Below are 22,418 nucleotides of genomic sequence, written 5' to 3'. Positions count from 1 at the left end.
TGTTTTTGTTTTTTTACCTTTTCAAAGATTAAAAAGACCACTAAACACAATACTTCTCGATATGGCTGCTATATTTCTATCCTGACCAGGTTACAAGGTTATTATTTTAGTGGCACTAACATTATATCACTTTTTATTTTTTTTGAAATAAAAAAATCAAAAAAAGTTTTTTATTTTATAATTATTTTTAAATATACAAAAAATTATTTTAAATACATATTTTAATACACAGAAAATCATAAAGGAGATCAGAAAATGTCTAATTCAATTTGACCTTACCCTTTTATTATTAATCAAAGTCCGCACAATAAAATTAATATTGTTTTTTGCCACGGTTTTAACTCAAGCCATAAAATTTTTGGTGGCGTAATTGAGTCAATTAGCAAAGAAATTGGGGTAAATTTTTATGCCTACACTCTTCCAGGAAATAATTTAACACCCGCAAAAGACAATCAACTTTATGTTGATTATTATGCAGATTTGACAGTTGAATTTATTAAAAAATTAAATATTAAAAACGTTGTTTTAGTTGGTCACTCAATGGGAGGCGGATATGGAGCTTTAGTTTATAAAAGAATTCCCGAATTAATTTCAAAAATGGTTTTCATTGGCCCAATGAATAAAGCTAATTTGCCATTAAAAGATTTATTTTACGAAAAATTCTTCCCAAAAACACCTGAAGAAATGCTAGAATTTTTGCCAATTTATGAGTATGATAAAGAAAAATATAAAGATCCTAAATATTTAGAATGAGCAAAAGCCACCTTTAATTACGAATATTTTAATAATTACTATATTGTAACTCTCAGTAAAAATTTACTAAAAAATAATATGATGGATCAAATTGAGGACGGTATTAAATCAATAAAATGTCCAACACTTCTTGTTTTAGGTGAAAAAGATGGAATTGTTCTACAACAAGAAACTAAGTCATATTTTGAAAGTCTAATTCCACACGTCCAAACCGAAATCATACCAAAAACTGGTCACTTGATTTATACAGAAAATCCTGAATATTTCAACAGAATTTTTATTGATTTTCTAAAAAAATAGTTAATTTTTGGTTTTTCAGTTCAAATTCTTAAATAAAAAAAGGTGATTTTCACCTTTTTTTATTTAACTGTTTTTAAATTATTCCAAACTTTTTTCCACTAAAAGTTGTAATTTTGCATTTAATTTTTTAGCGGCTTTAGAAGTTTTAAGTCTTCGTGCTTCTCGCCTTTTTTGCATTTGAAGTTTTCTAATTTTACGCATTTTATACCTTTTCTAAATTAATTTTGATTAATTTTGTTAATTTTTTGAGCTAATTCGTTTGTTCTTTCAACTGAGGTCGAAACTACTTCGGTTATATCGTGAGCTTGAATTTTTCCGTCTAAATAACCAATTGCAAGCCCTGATTTACCTTCATCAATTAACTCAATTGCTTTCATTGCCATCTTAGTTGCTAATATTCGGTCAAATGCCGAAGGTCTTCCCCCTCTTTGAATATGTCCAACTTCAAAAGCTCTTGTTGTTATATTAGTTAATTTTTCAATTTGAGCAGCAAATTCTTTTAAATTTGGTAAAACATACTCTAAAACTGTGATAATAACGCTCGGTTTACCTTTTTTAAATTGCTCAAGAACAATTTTTGATGCTTCTTCTGCGCTTAGACGATTTGTGTTAGTAATAACAAGTTCACTTCCGGTTGCAATTGTTGAATACAAAGCTAAATCTGGACAATGGCATCCCATTACTTCGACAACAAAACAACGTCGATGGGAATTAGCAGTATCTCTTAATTTGTCAACACTTTCTACAATTGTATTTAAAGCTGAATCAAATCCAATTGTATAATCAGTAAATTGAATATCATTATCAATTGTTCCTGGTAGAGCGATTACTTTAATTCCTTGCAAATGAAGTTTATAACCACCTTTGTAAGTTCCATCTCCACCAATAACAATTAAAGAAGAAATACCCATATCTGTTAAGATTTTAGCAGCTTTTTTTTGAATTTCTTCGTCTTTAAATTCCGGAAAACGGGTAGAACCAATTGCTGTGCCACCAAAACTAGAGATACCGTTATACGGAAATTCAGAGGCTAATATAATATTTTTATTTAAAATTCCAAGGTAGCCTTCTAAAATTAAATATGGTTCAAATCCTGAATTAAGTGCAGATTTAACAAGAGCACTTATAGCAGAATTCATTCCTGGTGAGTCACCACCAGAAGTTAAAATTGCTATTTTTTTTGACATTTTAAGCCTTTTTTGATTAAAAATTATAAAAAACGATGGACAAATAAATTTGAAATGGTACGCCCTAGAGGATTTGAACCTCTGACCCAATGATTAAAAGTCATTTGCTCTACCTGCTGAGCTAAGGGCGCTTTTGGTGCTCGAAACTGGACTCGAACCAGCACGGGATTACTCCCAAGGGATTTTAAGTCCCTTGTGTCTACCATTCCACCACTCGAGCACTAATGGTTTGTTCAGTTAAAAGCATATAACATTATATCACAAAAAAAAGAAAAAAAGTTTTTTTTTAATATTTTTTTAATTTGCTTAACCAACAACCAAATTAAAATTAGTTATATTTAGATTTTTTCCCAAAAAAAGTAAAAAAATCGCTTTTTTCACTGTTTTAAAAAAAATAGATAAAAACAACGAATATAAATTATAATGCATAAACTCAGAAAAAATATTAAAATTTTATTTTTTTTCAAATTAACCTGGATTTTGCCTGTTTTTTTATTTACAAGTTGCTTTAAAATTAATATAAACTCGATCCATTCACAAAACAAGGGAAAAATAAAAAGTAGCACAGACAAAGTAAAACCGTTTGTTTTTGAAACAATTATGAAAGGATTGCCAAAAAATCAAGAAAAACCAAGCACAAAATTTAGCGGAATTTTAAGTCAAAGCAAAATTGAACAGCTAAAAATTGGGCAAATTGATGAAAAAGATTATTTTGGGCTTGAAGAAATTCTAGTTCAATTTTTTAATACATATTATAGTAACATTGATTTTGGCCAAAAAAAGGTTCTTTTTCTTAGTTTAAAAGAAAAAATTAAAAATATTGACCTAAGTTTAAATCTTGGCGCAAATGATGATGGCCAATATTTTGATGAAAATTTTGGAACTATTAATATAACAGACTTAAATATTAATAATTTAGATGATCAAAAATTTTATGAAGAACAAATAAACATATATAAATCAAAAAGTTTAGATGAATTTTTAAAAAATAAGGAAAAATACCTTTTTATCGAAGAAAAACTAATTGCACAAAAAAGGCAATGAAACCCGGTAATCAAATTAATTTTGCACATAAATATTGCTAGATTTTACTTGCATTTTCTTAATTTAAGTCAAGAACTTACAAGAAATATTATTATTTCAATCATTGATTTTTCTGTAAAATCAAATGACTCAAAAAAGGAAGAAAATAAAATAAGTCAGCAAATTAAAGAACTTTTTGAACAAAAAGAAAAATTAAAAACTAAATTTGAAAAAGAAGAAAAAACTAAACCTGCAAAAAGTGATTTTTCCACCTTAGAGCAAAAAATTGACCAAGAAATTCAAGCACTTAAGGAAAAACTAAAAACTGTTAAAGAAAATAATTTTTTAACTTTAAAATCACTTGCCAACGAAATTAATCAATTTTTGAAAGAGTTTTTTGACCCTAAAATTCACTATTCGATGAATTCTGACTATGTTTTTCTAAATGAACCCAAAATTTATATAAATAACCAGTTAGCTTATGCCAAATTTTTCCAATTTTTTACAGAAAATTTAAAAGATAAATATGATGAATTTGGGATAGATTCACCTTTTTCAATTATGGGAGAAGACAAGACAAATTTAGTGAAAAAATATTTTTTACCGTTGATTAAAGAGTAAAAAAGCTTTAAATTTATAGAACTTTTTGAAAAATATGATATAATATCATCCAACTTCAAGAAGGGAAAAATATGGCAACAGGAACGCTTGGAAAGAACAAGTCTCAGAAAATCACCTTTTTCGGCGCTCTTTTAATCGTCCTTGGCGCAAGTATAGGTGCAGGAATCTTTTTTAAATCCAAGGCCGTTATCGAAAATTCAGGTTATAATCTTGGACTTGCAATTGGAAGTTGAGTTTTTGCTTGTTTTGCAATTGTTGCCATGGCAATTGCATTAATTGAAATTTCATCTGCGACAAAAAAATCAAATTTATCTGTCATTATTTGAAATAAACTCTTTAATTCTGAGAGTTTTTTTCAAATTTCAAAAAATTTCATAATTTATTTATATTTACCCTTTACTTATTTTGTTTTGCCTGTTTATTTTATGCAAATTTTGCAAGATGCAATTGCAGCTTTTGGCCTTGAATCATCTAGTGATTGAAATATAAAATTTGACTGAGTTATTGTTTTGGTTGTTTCAATTGCTATTGTTATTTACTTTTTTATAATTAGTCTAAACACAAAAGTTGCTGAATTTCACAATAAAATTATTTTAATTGCAAAATTTATCCCTATTTTTGTGACAGTTATTGTTGGATTTATTTTATATTTTCAAGGCGGTTCAAACAAACTTCTTTCACAACCTGAATTTGCAAGTGTTGAAAAAATAAAAACTGAAGGAGTTTCAATTTCCTCAAGTTTGCCTGGCGTTGGTGTTTTAATTTCAATGGCTGGAATATTTTTTTCATATGAAGGATTTTTTACCGCCGCTGGTTTGCAATCAGAAATGAAAGAACCTAAAAAAACGCCAATTGCTATTCTTTTAGGAATTGGAATCACCACAATAATATATCTTTTTATTGCAATTGCAACTTCAATTGTTGGCGATGGTTCAATTTCGTCATTTATTAATATTGCAAAAAATGAATTAAAATGGCATCCACTTACAATTAAATTAATTTTAGGGACAACTTTTTTACTAATTGGAATTAGTCTTCTTGGAATTATTAATGTTTTTACATTGTGAGGCCCACGCGCACTTGAAGAATTAATTTACAAAAACGAGTTTTTTTTGCTCAAAAGGTGAAAAAAATATGTAAATTTAAATAAACCTGTTGTTTCAACTTATTTTTTAATTATTTTTTCAGTTTTGGCGCTAATTATTTTTACACTAATTGGTGTTTTTGGCTTTGATGATCAAGAATATGGAACTTATGGCCAAAAATTAAATAATTTATATTCATTTGCTGATATTACTGGAAATTGATCGGCTTTGATTAGTTTTTTACTGATTGCTGCTGCTATTTATGGATGTATTAAAAATCGAAAAACAAAAAAAATTGCTGTCGAAAAACAAAAATACTTCCTGTTTTTTGGTTATATTTCCGTAATTTGCATTTCATTAATTTTATTATTCGCAGTTGTTGTACCAATTGTCGATCTTTTTACAATTTTGATTTATCAACCTGAGATTGAAAATTTTAACTTAATTCTAAAAACTAGAGTTACAAAAGTTATTGTTCTTATTTTATTTATAATTGTCCCTGTTTTTCCGGTATTTTGAACCTATTTAACAAAAAAAATAAAAAAAACTGTTAAAAAAAGCAAATTATAAATATAATATAAGAAAGTTATGAAAATTAACTTAGAAAATTATATTCGCACAGTTGATAATTTCCCAAAAAAAGGGATTAGCTTTAAAGATATTTCGCCATTACTTGCCAATGGTAAAGCTTTAAATTATGCAATTGTTGAAATGGCATCGCTTGCTAAAGATGTTGATATTATTGTTGGACCAGATGCTCGAGGGTTTTTATTCGGAACACCAACAGCCGCTTTTCTTTCAAAACCATTCATAATGGTTAGAAAAGCCGGAAAATTGCCAGGTGATGTCGAAGAATTTGCCTATGATTTAGAATATGGATCTGCAATTTTAGAAGTTCAAACCGGAATGATCAAACCAGGCCAAAAAGTGGCTATTATTGATGATGTGCTCGCAACTGGAGGAACTGTAAATGCCATCACAAAAATGATCGAAAATGCCGGAGCTATTGTTTCAAAAATTATCTTTTTAATTGAGCTTGAACAATTAGAAGGTCGAAAAAAATTAGAAAATTATGAGGTTACTTCACTCATTAAAATAAAGTAATTTTTAGCCTTAAAAAATAAATAACAATATTTTTAAATTTTGTTATAATATTAATATAAGCTCAAATTAAAAAAAATTTCTTGTTTTTTTTGAGTTTATAATTTAAAATATTAAAAAAATATAAAAAAGGAGATTCATGGAAAAATTTCGTTACGTCAAACCTGACCAAATCATGGACAAAGACCATGAAATGATTAGGTATCTCGATATTGATGGAAATCTCTTAACTTCGACTGTTTTTGGCGAACTTGATGAGAAAAAAGATATTAGATTATCTGCTGATCAAATCAAAAAAGCCTATGAATTTATGGTTTTATCACGTCAACAAGACGTTTATATGACCCAACTTCAACGTCAAGGTCGAATGTTAACTTTTGCCCCTAACTTTGGTGAAGAAGCTCTCCAAGTTGCTTCAGGAATGGCACTTACAAAAGAAGACTGATTCGTTCCTGCTTTCCGTTCAAATGCAACAATGTTATATCTTGGTGTTCCAATGATAAATCAAATGCAATACTGAAACGGGAGTGAAAAAGGAAACGTAATTCCTGAAGGTGTTAATGTTTTACCAATTAACATTCCAATCGGAACTCAATTTTCACACGCTGCCGGAATTGCTTATGCTGCTAAATTAACCGGTAAAAAAATTGTTTCAATGAGTTTTATTGGTAATGGTGGAACTGCTGAAGGTGAATTTTACGAAGCTCTAAATATTGCAAGTATTTGAAAATGACCTGTTGTATTTTGTGTAAATAATAACCAATGAGCTATTTCAACACCTAATAAATACGAAAATGCCGCTTCAACAATTGCTGCAAAAGCAAAAGCTGCCGGAATGCCTGGAGTTCGTGTTGACGGAAATGACCTTTTAGCTTCCTACGAAGTAATTCAAGAAGCAGTGGACTATGCTCGTGCCGGAAATGGTCCTGTTCTTGTTGAATTTGTTACTTGACGTCAAGGTGTTCACACTTCTTCTGACAACCCAAGAATTTATCGAACTGAAGAAGAAGAAAAAGAACACGAAAAATGAGAGCCAATGCACCGTATTGAAAAATACATGTTTGATCGTGGCATGTTAACTGAAGAAGAAAAACAAAAAATTTGAGATGATTCTTTAGCTGTTGTTAAAGAAACTTACGAAAAATCTCTAATTGGTTTAGATTCAACAATCGAAGAAATTTTCGATTACACCTATGAGACCTTACCTCCAGAACTTGAAGAACAAAAACAAGAAGCAATCGAATTTTTTAAAGGAGCTAAATAATGGCAAATTCAGATAAAATCGCTCTAAATAATATCGGTGCAGTTACAAATGCTATTGATTTAATGATGGAAAAAGATCCTCGCGTTGTTCTTTGAGGAGAAGATGCTGGATTTGAAGGTGGAGTTTTCCGTGCAACTGAAGGATTACAAAAAAAATACGGAATTGATCGTGTTTGAGACGCCCCAATAGCCGAAGCATCTATTTGTGGTGTTGCAGTTGGAGCAGCCATTGCCGGGCTACGTCCAATTGCAGAAATGCAATTCCAAGGTTTCTCATTCCCTGCCTTTCAACAGCTTTTTGCTCACGCAGTCCGTTATCGTAACCGTTCTCGTGGTCGGTTTACTGTGCCAATGGTTTTAAGAATGCCAATGGCAGGTGGGGTTCGTGCTCTAGAGCACCACTCAGAAGCAATTGAAGCAATGTTTGCCCACATTCCTGGAGTAAAAGTTGTTATGCCTTCAACTCCATATGACACAAAAGGTCTTTTAATTGCCGCAATTAATGACCCAGATCCGGTTGTATTTCTTGAGCCAAAAAAAATATACCGTGCATTTAAACAAGAAGTTCCTGCTGGAATTTATGAAGTTCCAATCGGAAAAGCTAATGTAATTAAAGAAGGAAGTGACTTAACACTCGTAACTTACGGTGCACAAGTTCACGAATCAATCGCCGCTATTCAAGCTCTTAGTTCAACTCCTGGACTTGAAGATGTTGATGTTGAATTAATTGACCTAAGAACAATTAAGCCAGTTGATACTGAAACTATTATCGAATCAGTTAAGAAAACTGGACGTATTTTAGTTGTTCATGAAGCTGTTAAATCTTTTTCAGTTTCAGCCGAAATTATAACTCGTGTTAACGAAAAAGCATTTGAATATTTAGAAGCAGCTCCTGCTCGTCTTACTGGATATGACATTACAGTTCCGTTAGCAAAAGGTGAAAATTTCCACACAATTACAAAAGAAAAAATAATCGATAAAATTCGTCAAATTATGAACTCTTAATAATTTGCATGTTTAAAAATTTTTCCTAATTATTAAGCAAACCCTCAAAATCAAAGGACTTTATGATTTTGAGGGTTTTTTATTATAACAGAAAAAATCCCGAGTTTCACAGTTTGATGGCTAATCTTAAAAAGGTGTTTGGTTTTGGGTACTTTTTTTAACTTTTTTGGTAAAAGTTAATTACCTATTTTAAAACACAGCAAAATCAAGTCATCGATAAAACAACAAAAACCATAAAAATACAACTACTATTTAAACTCAATGCAAATAGAAACTCGTTTTTATTTGCAGCGAGCCTAAAAAAACATATGAAGTTTTGAAAGAACAATAACCAAAACCCTAAATTTATAGATTTCTAAACGGTTAAATTTAAGGCATTCCATCATATTTAAAAATATAATGGATAATTCGCATTTTCTGATTTTTTTAGACAAAAAACATAACTAATTCCCCCTTAATTCTAATCTCTATTCTTAGTGTGAATTATTATAACACAACATTATTTTTGACCAAGCTTTTTTTTTTTTTTTTGCAAAATCTTAATTTTAAAATAATAAAAATTAAGATTTTAGGAAAAAAACCCATATTTACCGGTGTTTTTGCATATTTATATTCACTAAAAAGTGAATTTTTGCCATCAATCCGGGAAACTCAGGCAAAAATTGTAAAAATATAAAAAACTAGACCGTTTAGAGTCTAGTTTTGTTCTTGGTCTACTAAAGAAATGGGGCGGATGACGGGGATCGAACCCGCGTATGTCGGAACCACAACCCGATGCGTTAGCCACTTCGCCACATCCACCAAATTAATTAAATATTATAACATATTTTTAATTAATTTTTTTATTTTTTTGCTAATTTTAATTGCAAAAAAATAAGGTTTTTATGATTCTTCTTCTCGAGAAAGTGTTTTAAATCCTTTTTTAGTTACAAGAACAACATCCTCGATTCGAGCACCACCAAGTCCGGGGATATATATTCCAGGTTCAACAGTTATAACCATTCCTGGTTCTAAAATTGTATCACTATTAGTGCTAACAACAGGCAATTCGTGAATATCAATTCCAACTCCGTGACCAGTTGAGTGAACAAAATATTGTCCATAACCTTTTTGGTCGATATAATCACGGCAAGCTTTATCAATTTCTGATGCTTTAACACCAGGGGCAACTTTTTTACGACCTAATTCTGCTGCTTTTTTGACTATTTCAAGAATTTCCTCTTTTTTTGCCTCAAGTTTTCCAAGATATGAAGTTCGAGTAATATCAGCACAATAACCATTATAAAGAGCACCAAAATCAATTTTTAGAAGATCATTATCAAGAATTTTTGCCGAACTAGCTCTTCAATGAGGCATTGCTGAATTTGGACCGGTTGCAATTATTGAATCAAAAGATTCTTTTTCGGCACCAAGTAATTTCATTTGATAATTTAGTTCAATATCAACTGATTTTTCAGTTAAACCTGGTTGAATTTTTGGCAAAATTTTGGTGTAGGCTTCAAGTGAAATATTAACTGCTTTTTGGATGTTTTGAATTTCTTCTTCAGTTTTAATAATTCGAAAAAGTTGAGCTGATAAATTAATAATTTCAGAATTAGGGAATCACTGTTTGATTTTATTAAGTTGTTCAACCGTTAAATATTCAGCCTCAACTCCAATTCGGTGATATTTCTTTTGGGCTAAAAAGTTTTCAAGATTTTGCTTGGTAATTAGTAAAACTTGACAATTTTTAGCATTTTTTTGGGCTGCTTCAATATAACGACCATCAACAAACAAATAAGAATCGCCCTTTTGAATAAATAAAAGTCCATCAGTAGCTGAAACTTTTGTCAATCAAAGGCGAGTTTGGTAAGAAAATGAAATTATAACATCTAAATTATTTTCTTCAAAAGCTTTATTTAAATATTTAGGATTCATATTATTTTTTCTCACGGTGTAAAGTGTGTTTGTTGCATTTGTGGCAATGTTTTTTTACTTCAATTTTTTCAGGTTTTGTTTTTTTATTTTTTTTAGTGATGTAATTTTCCATTTTGCAATCAATGCATCTTAATGTTAGACCTTCTCTTGGCATTTTGGCTCCTTTTAAAAAAATATAAATCTTAGTAAATATGTAATTATAACATAATTTTGCATTTTATTATAACAAATTGCAAAATTATTGAAGTTCATCTTTTAAAATTTCTTTTGCTTTGGAAAGTTCAACAGAAAAAATTGAACTAACTCCTCGTTTTTGCATTGTAATTCCTAAAAGTTGATCAACGCGCGACATTGTTCCATGACGGTGAGTGATAATTAAAAATTGTGTTTTTTGTTTTAGTTGCTTTAAAAATTCAACATAACGAATTACATTTGACTCATCAAGGGCAGCCTCGACTTCGTCAAGAATACAAAGTGGAATTGGCCGGGCTTTTATAATTGAAAATAATAGTGAAATTGCGATTATTGCTTTTTCACCACCTGAAAAAAGACGGATATTTTTGATAGTTTTGCCTGGTGGTTGAGCACTTATTTCAATTCCAGAATTCAAAATATCATTTTTGTCACTAAAGTAAATTTTAGCACTTCCACCACCAAACATATTTTGAAAAACTAAGTTAAATTCTGAATTTACAAGGTCAACAATTTCCTGAGTTTTTGCAATTATAATTTTGTCAAGATCAGAAATTACTTCTAAAATTTTTGATCTAGCCACTTCAAGTTCATGATGACTAGTTTTTAATTTTTCAAGTCGATTTGATGTGGTCTCAAAATCTTCAATTGCATCAAGATTTATATTACCTAGCGCTTTTATTTCCGAATTTAAACTATTAACAAGATCGTGGGCATCTTGAGTTTCAATTTCTAATTGGTGTGTTTCAAGCGCTGATTCAAAGGTTAAATTATATTTTTGCGACAAAGTGGTTTTTAGATTTGATAAAAGAAACTCATATTTGTCTTTGTTTGTTTGATTTTGATTCAATTCGGCATTAACATTTCGTTGACTTTGATAGAGTTGCTGAACTAAAACTGTTAATTTAGAAATTTGGGAGTCATATTCTTGTTTTTCACGATTTAAAATTTTTAGTTCAGATTCAAGGGCTGCAATTGAATTTTCAAGTTCGATTTTTTGTTTTAAAGTTTCGTTGACTTTTGAATTAATTTCATCACTTTGAGATACAGCTTCAATTCCTTGATTTTCAATTCTAATTTTGTCAAGCTCATTTTTTGCAGCATTATATTTATTTTCTAATTCATCAAGAGAAATTTGTGTTTGCTGCAAAAAGTAAGATTCTTTATTAATGCTTTGTTCAAGATTATTAGATTCTACCTTAAATTCTTGAATTTTTTTCTCAAAAAAATTCACTTTATTTTTAAGGTCATCAATTCTTAACTCCAAAGAATGAACTGAATCATTTTTTTGTTTAAAACCACCGGAAATTATTCCACTTGTGCGGACAATATCACCATCTAAAGTGACAACAACAAATTTATGATCAACAAATTTAGAAATTTTATTAACATTGTCGATTGTATCATTAACAATAACGCCACCAAGTAAAAAATCAGCTAGAATTTGGTATTTTTTCTCATAATTTACCAAATTAGAACCAATTCCGATAAAACTCTCTTGAGTTTGAAGGTGAGTTAAATACAAATCAGGAATAAATCGTGGTTTTAATGTTGAAAGTGGAATAAATGTTGCACTTCCGGCGTGATTTTTTTTCAAGAAATTAATCGCCTCAACGGCATTTTCTGGTTTTTCAACAACAATTTGTTTCAAACTTGAGCCAAGAGCAGTCTCAATTGCATCTGTATATTTTTGTGGAATTTTAATTAAATCAGAAACAAGACCGCAATAACCTGAAAAAAGATGACTATTTTCAACGATTACTTTTGTGCCTTTGGGCAAAAATGACCTAGATTCAAGTGTTTTTTGCAGTTCAAAAATTTGTGTTTGACTTATTATTTTTTCAGAATTTAAACTGTTTAATTTTGAGTCAATTTCTGATTTTTTGGCACTTAAATCAGCAATTTTTTGAGCAACTTCTGATTTTGTTTGTTTGTTTTGACTAATTAGGTTCAAAAAATTGTCTTTTTCAACTAGAATTTGATCATACTTTTGCTTTAAAGCGGCTATTTTTTGCTCAAAATTAACATTAATTTGCTGGGATAATATCATCTCCTGAAGTTGTGTCATTTTAGCATAAGTTAGGTTTATATTGTTAATTTCGCTTTTAAGATTACTTATTTGATTGCTTTTTTCAGTAATTTCTAGATCAGTTTGTGTTCTTTTTTGGACATTGTCATTTATTATTCTTTCATTAGATTCAATTTCACTTACAAATTTAGGCTCTTCAAATTTAAGGCGTGATAATTGCTCATCAATTTTTTCTAATTCAGCTTGATACTTTTTGATATCACTAACAATTAATCCAACTTCAACTGATTCTAATTGTTTTGATTTTTCTAAATATATTTTGGCATTTTTTGCTTGTTTTTCAAGTTGTTTTGCTTGAGTTTCAAGCTCTTTTACACGAATTTCAATCTTTTCAATACCCATAAGGGTCTGATCAAGTTTTACAATAGCTTCTTGTTTGTCATTTTTGTACTTGGAAGTTCCGGCAACTTCTTCAATTACAAGCTTTCTTTGCTCAGGAGTTGACTCGGCAATTTCAGAAATTGTACCTTGAGAAATAATTGCAAGTGATGACTTTGAAATTCCAGCCTCGATTGCTAAATTACGGATATCTTTATACCTAACTGGTTGATCATTATAAAAATATTCATTAGTGCCCTGACCTCTTTTAATAAGTCGTGAAATTGTAAAAATTTGGGCAGAATCTTCGCGGCTTTCATCACTAAATGTTAATTTTACCATTGCTTTTTCAACAGGAGCGACTGTTTTTGAACCAGCAAAAATAACATCGTCCATATTGTATCCACGTAGCTGTTTTGCTGATTTTTCACCTAAAACCCATTTAATCGCATCATTTATGTTTGATTTCCCAGAACCATTTGGTCCAATTATTCCAACAATAGAACCGTCAAATTTGATGCTGACGGGTTCGGCAAAGGATTTAAAACCTTCAATTTCAATTTTAATTAATTTCATAATTTGGTATTTCTTGATAAATTAAATTTTTAAAATAAGTAAATTATATTAAACTTATGCTAAAAAACGCTAAAAAAAGCATTTTTTTGCATTTGTGACTCATAAAATGATTCATTGCTTCTTTAAATTTTAAATTTTTGCTTGTTAAAAAATAATTAGGACTTAGAAACTTTAAAAATAAAACAGTATAAATACTAATTCAAGAATAAAACTCTAATTTTTTCCCCGAGTTTCCCTGTTTGATGAGATAATCTTAAAAAAGTCTCGATTTTGGGTACTTTTTTAACTTTTTTGACAAACTCAGGAATAATAACTATCAAAGCAAAGACACTAAATTTTAAATCTAACACTCATGAAAGAAAAATACAACTACTATTTAAACTCAATGCAAATAGAAAACTCGTTTTTATTTAAATTGAGCCTAAAAAAACATATGAAGTTTTGAAAGAACAATAATTAAAAGCCATAAATTTATAGATTTCTAAACGGTTAAATTTAAGGCATTCCATCATATTTAAAAATATAATGGATAATTCGCAATATCTAATTTTAATATGCAAAAAACATAACTAATTCCTCCCTAATTCAATATCAAATTTATTAATTATTCTTAAGTGAGATTAATTATAACAGAATTTTTTCTTAGACCAAGCATTTTTTTTTTTTTTTTGCAAAATCTTAATTTTAAAATAATAGAAATTAAGATTTTAGCCTTAAAAAACACGGATTTACCGGTGTTTTTGCCTATTTATATTAAATAAGAGGTGAATTTTAGCCATCAAACTGCCAAACTCAGGAGTTTTTATATTATTTTCAAAAAGCTAAAGAATAATTTTTAATCTAAAAAGCATAAAAAAACCTATGAATTCATAGGTTAAAATTAAAATAATTTTGGAAACAAGTAAGTTTGAAAAATACAAAAATAAAAATTTTAAATAGCTTTTTCGAGAAACTTCTGATGTCTTTTTTTGAAAATAATTGTGTTGACGATAAGGAAAATTGATGAAAACAACATTAAAGACATTGAAAAAACTGGATTTATAAAACCTAGAAATGCCAAAGGTATGAAAAGCGAATTAAATAAAATTGCTCACAAAAAATTTAATTTAACTAATTTATTAGTTTTTTTGATAATTTCAATTGACTTATAAACCATAACAAGATCTGTTTCAAATAAGGAAATATCAGCAATTGAATTACTAAGGTTAGAACCACTTTCAAAAGCAATTGAAAGATCGGCGGATTTTAAAGCTAAAATATCATTTAGGCCATCGCCGACAAAAATAATTGGGGTATCTTTTTTTAACTTTTGCACTAATTCGAACTTGTCATTAGGCTTTAAGTTTGCATAAAATTGCTTTATTCCCAATATTTTTGCTACATTTTCAACATTTTTTGGATTATCTCCTGAGGCAATAATGCAATTTATCCCTTGAGATTGAAATTTTTTAACAACTTTTTTTGCACTTTCTTTAACTTGATCAATTATTAAAAAAACAGCAATAACTCTATCATTTTTAGCAAAAACTGTGTAATTTCCTATCTTCTCAAAGTTGAAACTATTATCAATCAAAAAATTATTATTTTTTGCAAACTCATGAGAAATAAGGCTATATTTATTTGAATCTGAATCAATATGTTCCAAACCTTGACCGGGAGTTTCGCTAACCTTAAAATTGTCAAATTTTTCTTGATGTTCTGGTAAAAAATTATGAATTGAAAGTGAAATTGGGTGTTTAGAATTTTGGGATATTTCTTTAATTAAAGGTCAAAAACTTGAATCACCTTGAAATTCAACAACTTTTGGCTTTCCTTCAGTTAGAGTTCCGGTTTTGTCAAAAATTACTGTTTTTGTGGTAATAATTTTTTCATAAATCTCTGAATTTGCGAATAAAATTCGATTTTTTGAGGCCAAAATCGAAGAAGAATAAATGGCCATTGGCGCTGCTATTCCAAAAGCACAAGGACAAGAAATTACCAAAACAGCAACTCCGATATGAGCGCCAACATAAAGTGGATGAGAATTTCGTGGAGGTGTAAAACCTGTATAAATTTTTTCAAAATCTCCAAGTGAATAACCGATTATGACTCAGATTGCAAAAGCCAAAAATGACAAAATTAAAACAGTTGGAGTAAAAAGTGAAACTATTTTAGTTGAAACTCTTTCAATTTTGGAAGGAGTTTCAAAAATGGATTCTAATCTGTTAATTGTTTGCATTAAAAATGAGTCTTGGGCTTTTTTTGTTGAGGTTAGATAAATCGGTTCGCCAATATTGATACTTCCAGACAAAATTTCTTGATTTTTAACAAATTCAATCGGCAAAGACTCACCGTTAATTGACGAGTAATCAATAGTTGCAAAATCAGAATTTAGAGTTGAATCAGTTGGAATAACTTCACCTTTTGGAACAAAAACAATATTGCCAGGAGTAATTTTACTAGTTAAAATTTGTTCTTTTTTGCCATCAACTATTATATGTGAATAGCGATTTTTTAATTTTAGTATGCCTTGAAAATCTGAACTTGATTTTTTCTGTAGTTTTTCCTCAAGATATTTACCGGCATTAAAAAATAAGAACAGAATAATTGAAACTTCAAAAAATTCCATACTGATTTTTTCACCGGTGCTTATTTTATACAAAAATGAAATTGCAGAATAAATAAATGAAACATGGCTTGCAATCGCTATTAGCAGTTCCATTGTAAAAATTTTTCGTAAAAGGTTTTTGTATGCTAAAAAATATTTTTTTTCTAAAAAGATAACTAAAAATGCAAAGAAAAACAAAATTGACGCTAAAATTAGATGAATTTTGTGATCGTGACTAAAATTTAGAACTTTGTAATTATTTAAAGTATCAAAAATAAAAGAAAAAAAGGCAAAAATAAAAATTAATAACTCAATAAATATTTTTATTTTTGCCTTTTGTTTAGAGTCAGCGAAAAATTTTCTATTATTCGTCGATTTTTTCACTTGTATAACCAACAGAAGCTAATTTTTCACTAATAAATTCGTCAGGATATTTTTCTTCGTCAGCAGTAATTTTCAAAACTTTTGCACTGATATTTGCAGTCCATTGAAAATCTTCCAAATTTGCAAATAGTTTTTCAAAAACTACTTTGCAGCTTGCACATTTAATGTCAATACTAAAATATCTTGTTGTTTTCATTTTAATTCCTTTATTTAAAATTATTGATTAGGATATAATTTTACAATAAAAAACATTATAAATGTATTAAATTTTTTATATTTTTTTAAATGCTATAAAAATTTTTTTGTCAAGATTATTAGCGAATTCTACTACCTGATAATCGCAATTTTTGCAATTTTTGAGTTCTTCAAAAATTTTTGGGCCTTTAATAAATGCAAATATTGTATTTTTAACCTTGATTTTATTAACAATTTTATCAAGTTTTTCTAGATTTGCAACTGCTCGGGCTGTCACAAGGTCAAAATTCTCGTTTTCAATTTCTTGAACTGATTTACAAACTAAATTAAATTTAATCCCCAGAGTTTCAGATACTTTTTTTAAAAATTGGCACCTTTTTTGCATAGACTCACAAATGGTCAAGTCAATTTTTGGATCAAAAATTAAATACGGAATTGAAGGAAAACCTACACCAGCTCCAATATCTAAAATTTTTGGTTTTTCTGAAATGTTTTCTTTTTTCAATAAATTTCTTATAAAATTCATTGTAACAATGGACTCAAGGATGCCTTCTTTTCAAAGAATATCGCCTGAAAAACCGGTTAAATTAAATTTTTGATTATAAAATTCGATTAATTTTACGTATTGTTCAAGTTTTTCAAATACATCTAAATCAACAAGTAACTTTACTTTTTCTTTATACATAAAAACATTGAAAATATTTTAATTTTTGTTTGCTGAAATTAATTTTTCCTTGATTTCCTTATAAATACTTGTAATTGATGTTGAATGGATGCATGCTAGTATACTTTTTGACAAAAATTCAGCTAAAGATGTAACTAGTAATTTATCATATTTTGCTACAAGTTCTCTATTATCGATTGAATCAGTAATTATTACTTTGTCAATATTTTCATTTTCTTGAAATTTGTCAAATCCGTGGCTAAAAACACCGTGTGTTGCTGCTAAAATGACGGATTTTGCACCTTTTTGTTTAACAACATTTGCAGCATTTATTATAGTTCCACCTGTATCAATAATGTCATCAATTATGATGCAATCTTTATTTTCAACGTTTCCAATTAGTCCTAGAACTTCAGTTTGATTTGTGCCGGTTCTTCGCTTGTCAATAACGGCAAAATTTGTTTGTTTTCCTAGAATTTCTGCTAAAATTCTAGCTCTAACAGCGCCACCATGATCCGGAGTTACAACAACATAATCCTTGTTTTTGCCGACAAGTTCGTTTGCAAGAATATATTGGCCATGAAGTTCATCAACTGAAATGTCAAGAAATCCTTGAATACTTGGATTGTGAATATCAACTAAAATTAGTTTAGTTACACCTGCTTTTTCAAGTAAATTAGCTACTAATTTTGCAGTAATTGGTTCTCTTCCAGATGATTTTCGGTCTTGTCTAGCATAACCATAATATGAAAGAACAACAACAATTTCTTGGGCATAAGCTCGCTTTAAAGAGTCAATGAAAATTAAAAGTTCCATTATATTTTCATTAACTGGTCTTGATGTATTTGCAATAACAAAAACGGTTGAATTTCTAACAGTTTCATTAGATTTTAGCAAAACCTCACCATCAGCATAAACTATTCGTTCAATCCCTGAGAGCGGAATTCCGGTTAGAGTTGAAATTTTTGTTGCTAAATCTAGTGAATTTCTCATTCCAAAAAGAATTACATTTTTCTTTGTATCTATGTTCATTTTTTCGCCTTGTTTATTTTTATATTTAAAATATTATTATATAATAAAATATAATTAATTTTAATAATATTTTGAAAAGTTACAATGTATTTAAAAATCGAACAATTTTCACCGCGACATTTAAATTTGCTTCTAAATGCGATTAAAAAATTTAATTTAGAAGTAAATTTAAAAACTAAAAATGGTAAAACTAATGTTGCCAATCTGGATTATTTCCAAAATTTTGAAAGTAATCATGAATTTACTGTTATTGATTTTGACAAAAATTTAGACTTTAGTTTAGCACATTTTATTATTTCGAAAAAAGAACAGACTTTTTATTTAAGTTTGGTTTTTTTTAGTGAACTTTTGGATTCTAACTGAATTAATATAATTGGAGAATTTATACTTGATTTTATCAAAAAACACTATAAATTACGTGATTTTTACCTTAAACTTGACCAAAAAAGTATCGTTTTTAAAGATTTTTTTGAACCGGCGTTTCAGGGAACAAATTCTTCTTTTTTAACATTCCAAATTAAGGAGATTGAAAAATATAACTTTACCGATGTACACTGCCATCCTTTTTTAGAATATTTTCAAAATCCAAAACAAGAAATTAGCAAATGATTTGATGATAATATTGGACTTTTGTTTGTTGTTGGAACCTCTTGAGAGGATCTTGAAGAAATTAGTCAAGTTAGTTTATATTCTGATAAAATATATAAAATTATTGGAATACATCCAAATTTAATAAAAACAACAGATAATTATAATAACCTTTCGAAATACATTGACAAAAATGTAGTGGCAATTGGCGAAGTTGGGCTTGATTTTTATTATGAAAATAACTCTGGTCAACAAGAACAAATAAATGCACTTTTGGCCCAAATTGAAATCGCAAAAAACAATAATATCGCTGTAATGTTGCATATTCGCGACAAACTTGACGAATTTAAAGCGATTAATGAAATACTTTTAATAATTGACAAATTTCCTGAAATTAACTTTATTTTTCATAATTTTTCAACAAATTATGAAAAATTCATAGAAATAATCAGCAGAAAAAATTGCTACTTTTCATTTTCAGGAGTAATAACCTTTAAAAAAAGCGTCGAACTAAGAAAAATAGTATCTCAAACTCCGATTTCAAGAATTTTATGTGAAACTGACACACCATATTTAAGTCCTGAACCTAATCGTCAAGTTTGGCCAAATACATCTCCGCAAATTGAAAATACCTATCAAACAATAGCTAATTTGAAAAATTTAACAAAAAGAGAGCTTTCTAAAATAGTTTATGAAAATGCACTAAAAATTTTTAAGGTAAAAAATGCTGAAAATATCACCTAAAAAACATCTAGGTCAAAATTTTTTAAAAGATGAAAAAATTGCACAAAAAATTGTTGATAGTATTGACTTAGCAGACAAAAATCTTGTTGAAATAGGACCTGGAACCGGTTTTTTGACTAAATATTTAGTCCAAAAAGCTAAATTTTTGACTTGTTATGAAATTGACAAAAATTTAATTCCACTGCTGGAAAATAAATTTAAAAACAAGAATATAAAAATAATTAATGAGGATTTTTTACTTTCAGATCTAAATTTTTCTGAAAAACAAACAGTTATTGGCAATCTTCCTTATTATATTACATCGAAAATTCTGTTTAAAATATTTGATAATTTTGAAAAATTTGATGAAATCTTAATAATGGTCCAAAATGAGGTTGCTGATAGAATTATTGCAACGCCAGGAACACCATCTTACTCAAAATTGTCACTAGCCTGCCAATATGTTGCTGATGTAAAAAAGTTTTTCGTTGTCCCACCAGATTCTTTTTTCCCGGTTCCAAAGGTAGATTCTGCTATTGTTTATTTTTCAATAAGAAGAAATTTAAACCCTGAAAAAGTAGCACAATTTTTTAAATTTACAAAATTGTGCTTTCAGTTCAAGCGAAAAACATTATATAATAATCTCAAAAATTCTTTGTCGCAAGACGAAATTGAAAAAATTTTTAATTTTTTCAATTTTGACCAAAAAATACGCCCACAAGAAATAAATGTTGAAACTTACGCTAGAATTTCAAATTTTTATTTTGACAACATTAAAAATAAATAATTTTTATTTTTTTAGTTTTGAATTTCAAAAAATAGTGTATAATCTTAAAAATCTCCCTCCCTTAGTCGTTACATTATTTTTATATAAAATCTTTTTAAAAATTTATAGAAAGGTAGACATGAGACAAACTACATTTATAAAACCACATGAAGTTGAAAAAAAATGGTTTGTTATTGATGCAGAGTCACAAATTTTAGGGCGTTTAGCCGCGTTTGTTGCTAGCCGTTTGCGCGGAAAACACTCTCCGCTTTTTACTCCTAACGTTGATATGGGAGATAAAATAATTATAATTAACGCTGAAAAAATTTTACTAACAGCAAAAAAAGAAGACCAAAAACTATATTATAGACACTCTGGTTATCCTGGTGGTTTAAAAGTTAGAACTGCTAGAGAACTTCGAGCAAAAAAACCAATTGCTTTAATTGAAAAAGCGGTTTATGGTATGCTACCTCACACAAAACTAGGGGACAAACAAAGAAAAAATCTTTATGTTTATGCCGGAACTGAACACCCACACCAAGGTCAAAACCCTGAAAAATTAGAGGTCAAATATTAAAATGAATCAAGAATTAACTTATTATGGAACAGGAAGAAGAAAATCTTCAGTTGCCCGTGTTATTTTAAAACGTGGAAATGGTCATTTTAAAATTAATAACCGAATAGCAAAAGAGTACCTAAAATCTGATATTTTAATTAAAGACGCTCTACAACCACTCGCTATTACAAATACAATTTCTGAATTTGATATTCGCGTTAATGCTCATGGTGGTGGAATTTCTGGGCAAGCCGGTGCGATTAGATTAGGAATTGCAAAAGCTTTATTAGAGATTTCTGCTGATTATCGTCCAAGTCTTAAAATGTCTGGAATGTTGACACGTGATGCTAGAGCTAAAGAACGTAAAAAATTCGGATTGAGAAAAGCCAGAAGAGCGCGTCAATTTTCAAAACGGTAATTTTTTCTTCCTTTTTAAAAAAATATGATATAATTATAACAATGTAATTATATCACCTTCGGGAGCGTAGCTCAGACGGTTAGAGCACACGACTGATAATCGTGAGGTCGATGGTTCGATCCCATTCGTTCCCACCATATCTAATTGACTTTAAAAAAAACCTTTATTTCCAAAGGTTTTTTTTATATTTTTAAAAATAAATTTTAGGTTCGAACTCAAGTTTTTAGATCAATATCATAAATTTTTGAGGGGCAACCTGAACCATGGCCAAAATCATAAAATTTTGTGATTTGTCAAAATAATTGGCGGGCTTCTTTAAAATTAAGTGGTTTTTGCCCAGAAATATTGGCACTAGTAACAAAAGCAGGTCCATTTTTTACAAATAATTCTTGCGACTTTTTTAGTCCAGGAATTCTAAATGATTTTTTTTCAATTATAAAAGTAACTGCGCCAGGTCAATGTTTTTTGCTTTTTTGTTTAAGAATTTTGTAATTACTTGGACTAATTAATGGCTTTATTTGCGATATTTTGCCAACCAAAGTTACGATTTTTTTGCTAACATCACGGTTTTTTATTTTATAAATTGCCTCTAGATCCAAATCATGATAAAATGAACCAAGTCCAACAACAGTATCTGTAGAACAAATAAATAGTTTAGAATTTTTATGAATTTGTTCCTTAAAAACGGCATAGTTTTGGCTAAATGAATCACTAAATTCATTATCATCTTCAATAAAAATGACAAGACTGTTCATCTGGTATTTTCAAAACAAAATGTGGAAATTATTCAACAATTTTAGAACAAATATTTTGTTTTTAGAAAAATTAAGTCCATTAAATAAATTTTTTTCTGAAATTAAATTTTTACTTGCAAGTCAAAATAAAAAATTATCAAAATAAGAACTTTTTAAATTAAAGCAAAAATCAAATCTGATAGTTTTAGACTCTAAATCTGAAAAAAATGCTGTAAAAACAGATGTTTTTACTTTCGTTAGCATTTGTTTTTGACTATCATAAAAACATAGCGATGAGAGCGATTTATTATAAAATAATTCCAATTTCATTTTAACACTTT

At 28.8% G+C, this 22,418-nt stretch carries 20 protein-coding genes, 4 tRNA genes and 1 other RNA gene; 11 read left to right on the top strand and 14 right to left on the bottom strand.

Annotation, left to right across the window (positions count from 1 at the left end; all coding sequences use genetic code 4):
- Nucleotides 1–23 precede the first annotated feature (23 nt).
- An RNA gene (gene ffs / locus QJQ40_RS01055) (signal recognition particle sRNA small type) lies at nucleotides 24–121 on the bottom strand.
- Between the two features lie 134 nt (nucleotides 122–255).
- On the opposite strand from ffs, the gene QJQ40_RS01050 reads away from it, so the two are divergent.
- Nucleotides 256–1,053, top strand: a complete 798-nt coding sequence (locus QJQ40_RS01050) for an alpha/beta fold hydrolase (protein ID WP_282861453.1) — start codon at nucleotides 256–258, stop codon at nucleotides 1,051–1,053.
- A 78-nt stretch (nucleotides 1,054–1,131) separates the two neighbouring features.
- On the opposite strand, the gene QJQ40_RS01045 is transcribed toward QJQ40_RS01050, so the two are convergent.
- The 4 genes from QJQ40_RS01045 to QJQ40_RS01030 all read right to left on the bottom strand — a co-directional run bounded on the left by QJQ40_RS01045 (nucleotide 1,132) and on the right by QJQ40_RS01030 (nucleotide 2,460).
- Nucleotides 1,132–1,254 (bottom strand): hypothetical protein, encoded by a 123-nt coding sequence (locus tag QJQ40_RS01045; RefSeq protein ID WP_282861452.1) that lies wholly within the window; start codon nucleotides 1,252–1,254, stop codon nucleotides 1,132–1,134.
- Nucleotides 1,255–1,271: 17 nt separating this feature from the next.
- A complete protein-coding gene (gene pfkA / locus QJQ40_RS01040; RefSeq protein WP_282861451.1) occupies nucleotides 1,272–2,240 on the bottom strand; it encodes a 6-phosphofructokinase in 969 nt (322 codons plus the stop codon).
- Between the two features lie 55 nt (nucleotides 2,241–2,295).
- Nucleotides 2,296–2,371, bottom strand: a tRNA-Lys gene (locus QJQ40_RS01035).
- A 3-nt stretch (nucleotides 2,372–2,374) separates the two neighbouring features.
- Nucleotides 2,375–2,460: transfer RNA gene (locus QJQ40_RS01030), tRNA-Leu, on the bottom strand.
- Nucleotides 2,461–2,840: 380 nt separating this feature from the next.
- Here QJQ40_RS01030 and QJQ40_RS01025 point away from each other — a divergent pair.
- The 5 genes from QJQ40_RS01025 to QJQ40_RS01005 all read left to right on the top strand — a co-directional run bounded on the left by QJQ40_RS01025 (nucleotide 2,841) and on the right by QJQ40_RS01005 (nucleotide 8,338).
- Nucleotides 2,841–3,884, top strand: coding sequence for a hypothetical protein (locus QJQ40_RS01025; protein WP_282861450.1), 1,044 nt, complete (start codon nucleotides 2,841–2,843; stop codon nucleotides 3,882–3,884).
- Nucleotides 3,885–3,955: 71 nt separating this feature from the next.
- Nucleotides 3,956–5,539: an amino acid permease gene (locus tag QJQ40_RS01020; protein ID WP_282861448.1), complete on the top strand. Its 1,584-nt coding sequence runs from the start codon at nucleotides 3,956–3,958 to the stop codon at nucleotides 5,537–5,539.
- An 18-nt stretch (nucleotides 5,540–5,557) separates the two neighbouring features.
- Nucleotides 5,558–6,073 (top strand): adenine phosphoribosyltransferase, encoded by a 516-nt coding sequence (locus QJQ40_RS01015; protein WP_044284485.1) that lies wholly within the window; start codon nucleotides 5,558–5,560, stop codon nucleotides 6,071–6,073.
- A gap of 136 nt (nucleotides 6,074–6,209) precedes the next feature.
- Nucleotides 6,210–7,334 carry a pyruvate dehydrogenase (acetyl-transferring) E1 component subunit alpha gene (gene pdhA / locus QJQ40_RS01010; protein WP_282861446.1) on the top strand — a complete coding sequence of 375 codons (1,125 nt, stop codon included), beginning with the start codon at nucleotides 6,210–6,212 and terminating at the stop codon, nucleotides 7,332–7,334.
- Nucleotides 7,334–8,338 (top strand): alpha-ketoacid dehydrogenase subunit beta, encoded by a 1,005-nt coding sequence (locus QJQ40_RS01005; RefSeq protein WP_044285882.1) that lies wholly within the window; start codon nucleotides 7,334–7,336, stop codon nucleotides 8,336–8,338. Before pdhA ends, QJQ40_RS01005 begins: the two co-directional genes overlap by 1 nt.
- Nucleotides 8,339–9,063: 725 nt before the next feature.
- Here the strand turns inward: QJQ40_RS01005 and QJQ40_RS01000 are convergent.
- From QJQ40_RS01000 to QJQ40_RS00965, 8 genes are all read right to left on the bottom strand, one after another.
- Nucleotides 9,064–9,139 (bottom strand) — tRNA-His (locus QJQ40_RS01000).
- An 81-nt stretch (nucleotides 9,140–9,220) separates the two neighbouring features.
- Nucleotides 9,221–10,255 carry an aminopeptidase P family protein gene (locus QJQ40_RS00995; RefSeq protein ID WP_282861445.1) on the bottom strand — a complete coding sequence of 345 codons (1,035 nt, stop codon included), beginning with the start codon at nucleotides 10,253–10,255 and terminating at the stop codon, nucleotides 9,221–9,223.
- A 1-nt stretch (nucleotide 10,256) separates the two neighbouring features.
- The gene (gene rpmG / locus QJQ40_RS00990) at nucleotides 10,257–10,409 is read right to left on the bottom strand and encodes a 50S ribosomal protein L33 (RefSeq protein WP_010321078.1); all 153 of its coding nucleotides are present in this window, start codon (nucleotides 10,407–10,409) and stop codon (nucleotides 10,257–10,259) included.
- An 84-nt stretch (nucleotides 10,410–10,493) separates the two neighbouring features.
- Nucleotides 10,494–13,430, bottom strand: coding sequence for an AAA family ATPase (locus tag QJQ40_RS00985; RefSeq protein WP_282861443.1), 2,937 nt, complete (start codon nucleotides 13,428–13,430; stop codon nucleotides 10,494–10,496).
- Nucleotides 13,431–14,361: 931 nt separating this feature from the next.
- Nucleotides 14,362–16,401, bottom strand: coding sequence for a heavy metal translocating P-type ATPase (locus QJQ40_RS00980; protein WP_282861442.1), 2,040 nt, complete (start codon nucleotides 16,399–16,401; stop codon nucleotides 14,362–14,364).
- A complete protein-coding gene (locus tag QJQ40_RS00975; protein WP_044285877.1) occupies nucleotides 16,382–16,597 on the bottom strand; it encodes a hypothetical protein in 216 nt (71 codons plus the stop codon). Before QJQ40_RS00975 ends, QJQ40_RS00980 begins: the two co-directional genes overlap by 20 nt.
- 75 nt (nucleotides 16,598–16,672) lie before the next feature.
- The gene (rsmG, locus tag QJQ40_RS00970; RefSeq protein WP_282861441.1) at nucleotides 16,673–17,281 is read right to left on the bottom strand and encodes a 16S rRNA (guanine(527)-N(7))-methyltransferase RsmG; all 609 of its coding nucleotides are present in this window, start codon (nucleotides 17,279–17,281) and stop codon (nucleotides 16,673–16,675) included.
- A gap of 18 nt (nucleotides 17,282–17,299) precedes the next feature.
- A complete protein-coding gene (locus QJQ40_RS00965; protein ID WP_069099658.1) occupies nucleotides 17,300–18,292 on the bottom strand; it encodes a ribose-phosphate pyrophosphokinase in 993 nt (330 codons plus the stop codon).
- Nucleotides 18,293–18,376: 84 nt separating this feature from the next.
- Here QJQ40_RS00965 and QJQ40_RS00960 point away from each other — a divergent pair, with 84 nt between their 5' ends.
- From QJQ40_RS00960 to QJQ40_RS00940, 5 genes are all read left to right on the top strand, one after another.
- Nucleotides 18,377–19,624 (top strand): TatD family hydrolase, encoded by a 1,248-nt coding sequence (locus tag QJQ40_RS00960; RefSeq protein ID WP_282861439.1) that lies wholly within the window; start codon nucleotides 18,377–18,379, stop codon nucleotides 19,622–19,624.
- Nucleotides 19,605–20,390, top strand: coding sequence for a 16S rRNA (adenine(1518)-N(6)/adenine(1519)-N(6))-dimethyltransferase RsmA (rsmA, locus tag QJQ40_RS00955; RefSeq protein ID WP_282861438.1), 786 nt, complete (start codon nucleotides 19,605–19,607; stop codon nucleotides 20,388–20,390). The genes QJQ40_RS00960 and rsmA overlap by 20 nt, the downstream gene beginning before the upstream one ends.
- Before the next feature lie 118 nt (nucleotides 20,391–20,508).
- Nucleotides 20,509–20,946, top strand: a complete 438-nt coding sequence (gene rplM, locus QJQ40_RS00950; protein WP_044284471.1) for a 50S ribosomal protein L13 — start codon at nucleotides 20,509–20,511, stop codon at nucleotides 20,944–20,946.
- 1 nt (nucleotide 20,947) lies between these two features.
- On the top strand, nucleotides 20,948–21,343 hold the full coding sequence (gene rpsI / locus QJQ40_RS00945) for a 30S ribosomal protein S9 (RefSeq protein WP_010321069.1): 396 nt from the start codon (nucleotides 20,948–20,950) through the stop codon (nucleotides 21,341–21,343).
- A gap of 60 nt (nucleotides 21,344–21,403) precedes the next feature.
- Nucleotides 21,404–21,480 (top strand) — tRNA-Ile (locus QJQ40_RS00940).
- 66 nt (nucleotides 21,481–21,546) lie between these two features.
- Here QJQ40_RS00940 and QJQ40_RS00935 read toward each other — a convergent pair.
- Nucleotides 21,547–22,407 carry an L-threonylcarbamoyladenylate synthase gene (locus QJQ40_RS00935; protein WP_282861437.1) on the bottom strand — a complete coding sequence of 287 codons (861 nt, stop codon included), beginning with the start codon at nucleotides 22,405–22,407 and terminating at the stop codon, nucleotides 21,547–21,549.
- Nucleotides 22,408–22,418: the final 11 nt, after the last annotated feature.

It is taken from the genome of Mesomycoplasma ovipneumoniae (assembly GCF_030012565.1).
In the GTDB taxonomy this organism is placed as follows: Bacteria; Bacillota_I; Bacilli_A; order Mycoplasmatales; family Metamycoplasmataceae; genus Mesomycoplasma; species Mesomycoplasma ovipneumoniae_D.
This window is presented reverse-complemented; position numbering and strand designations above follow the sequence as displayed.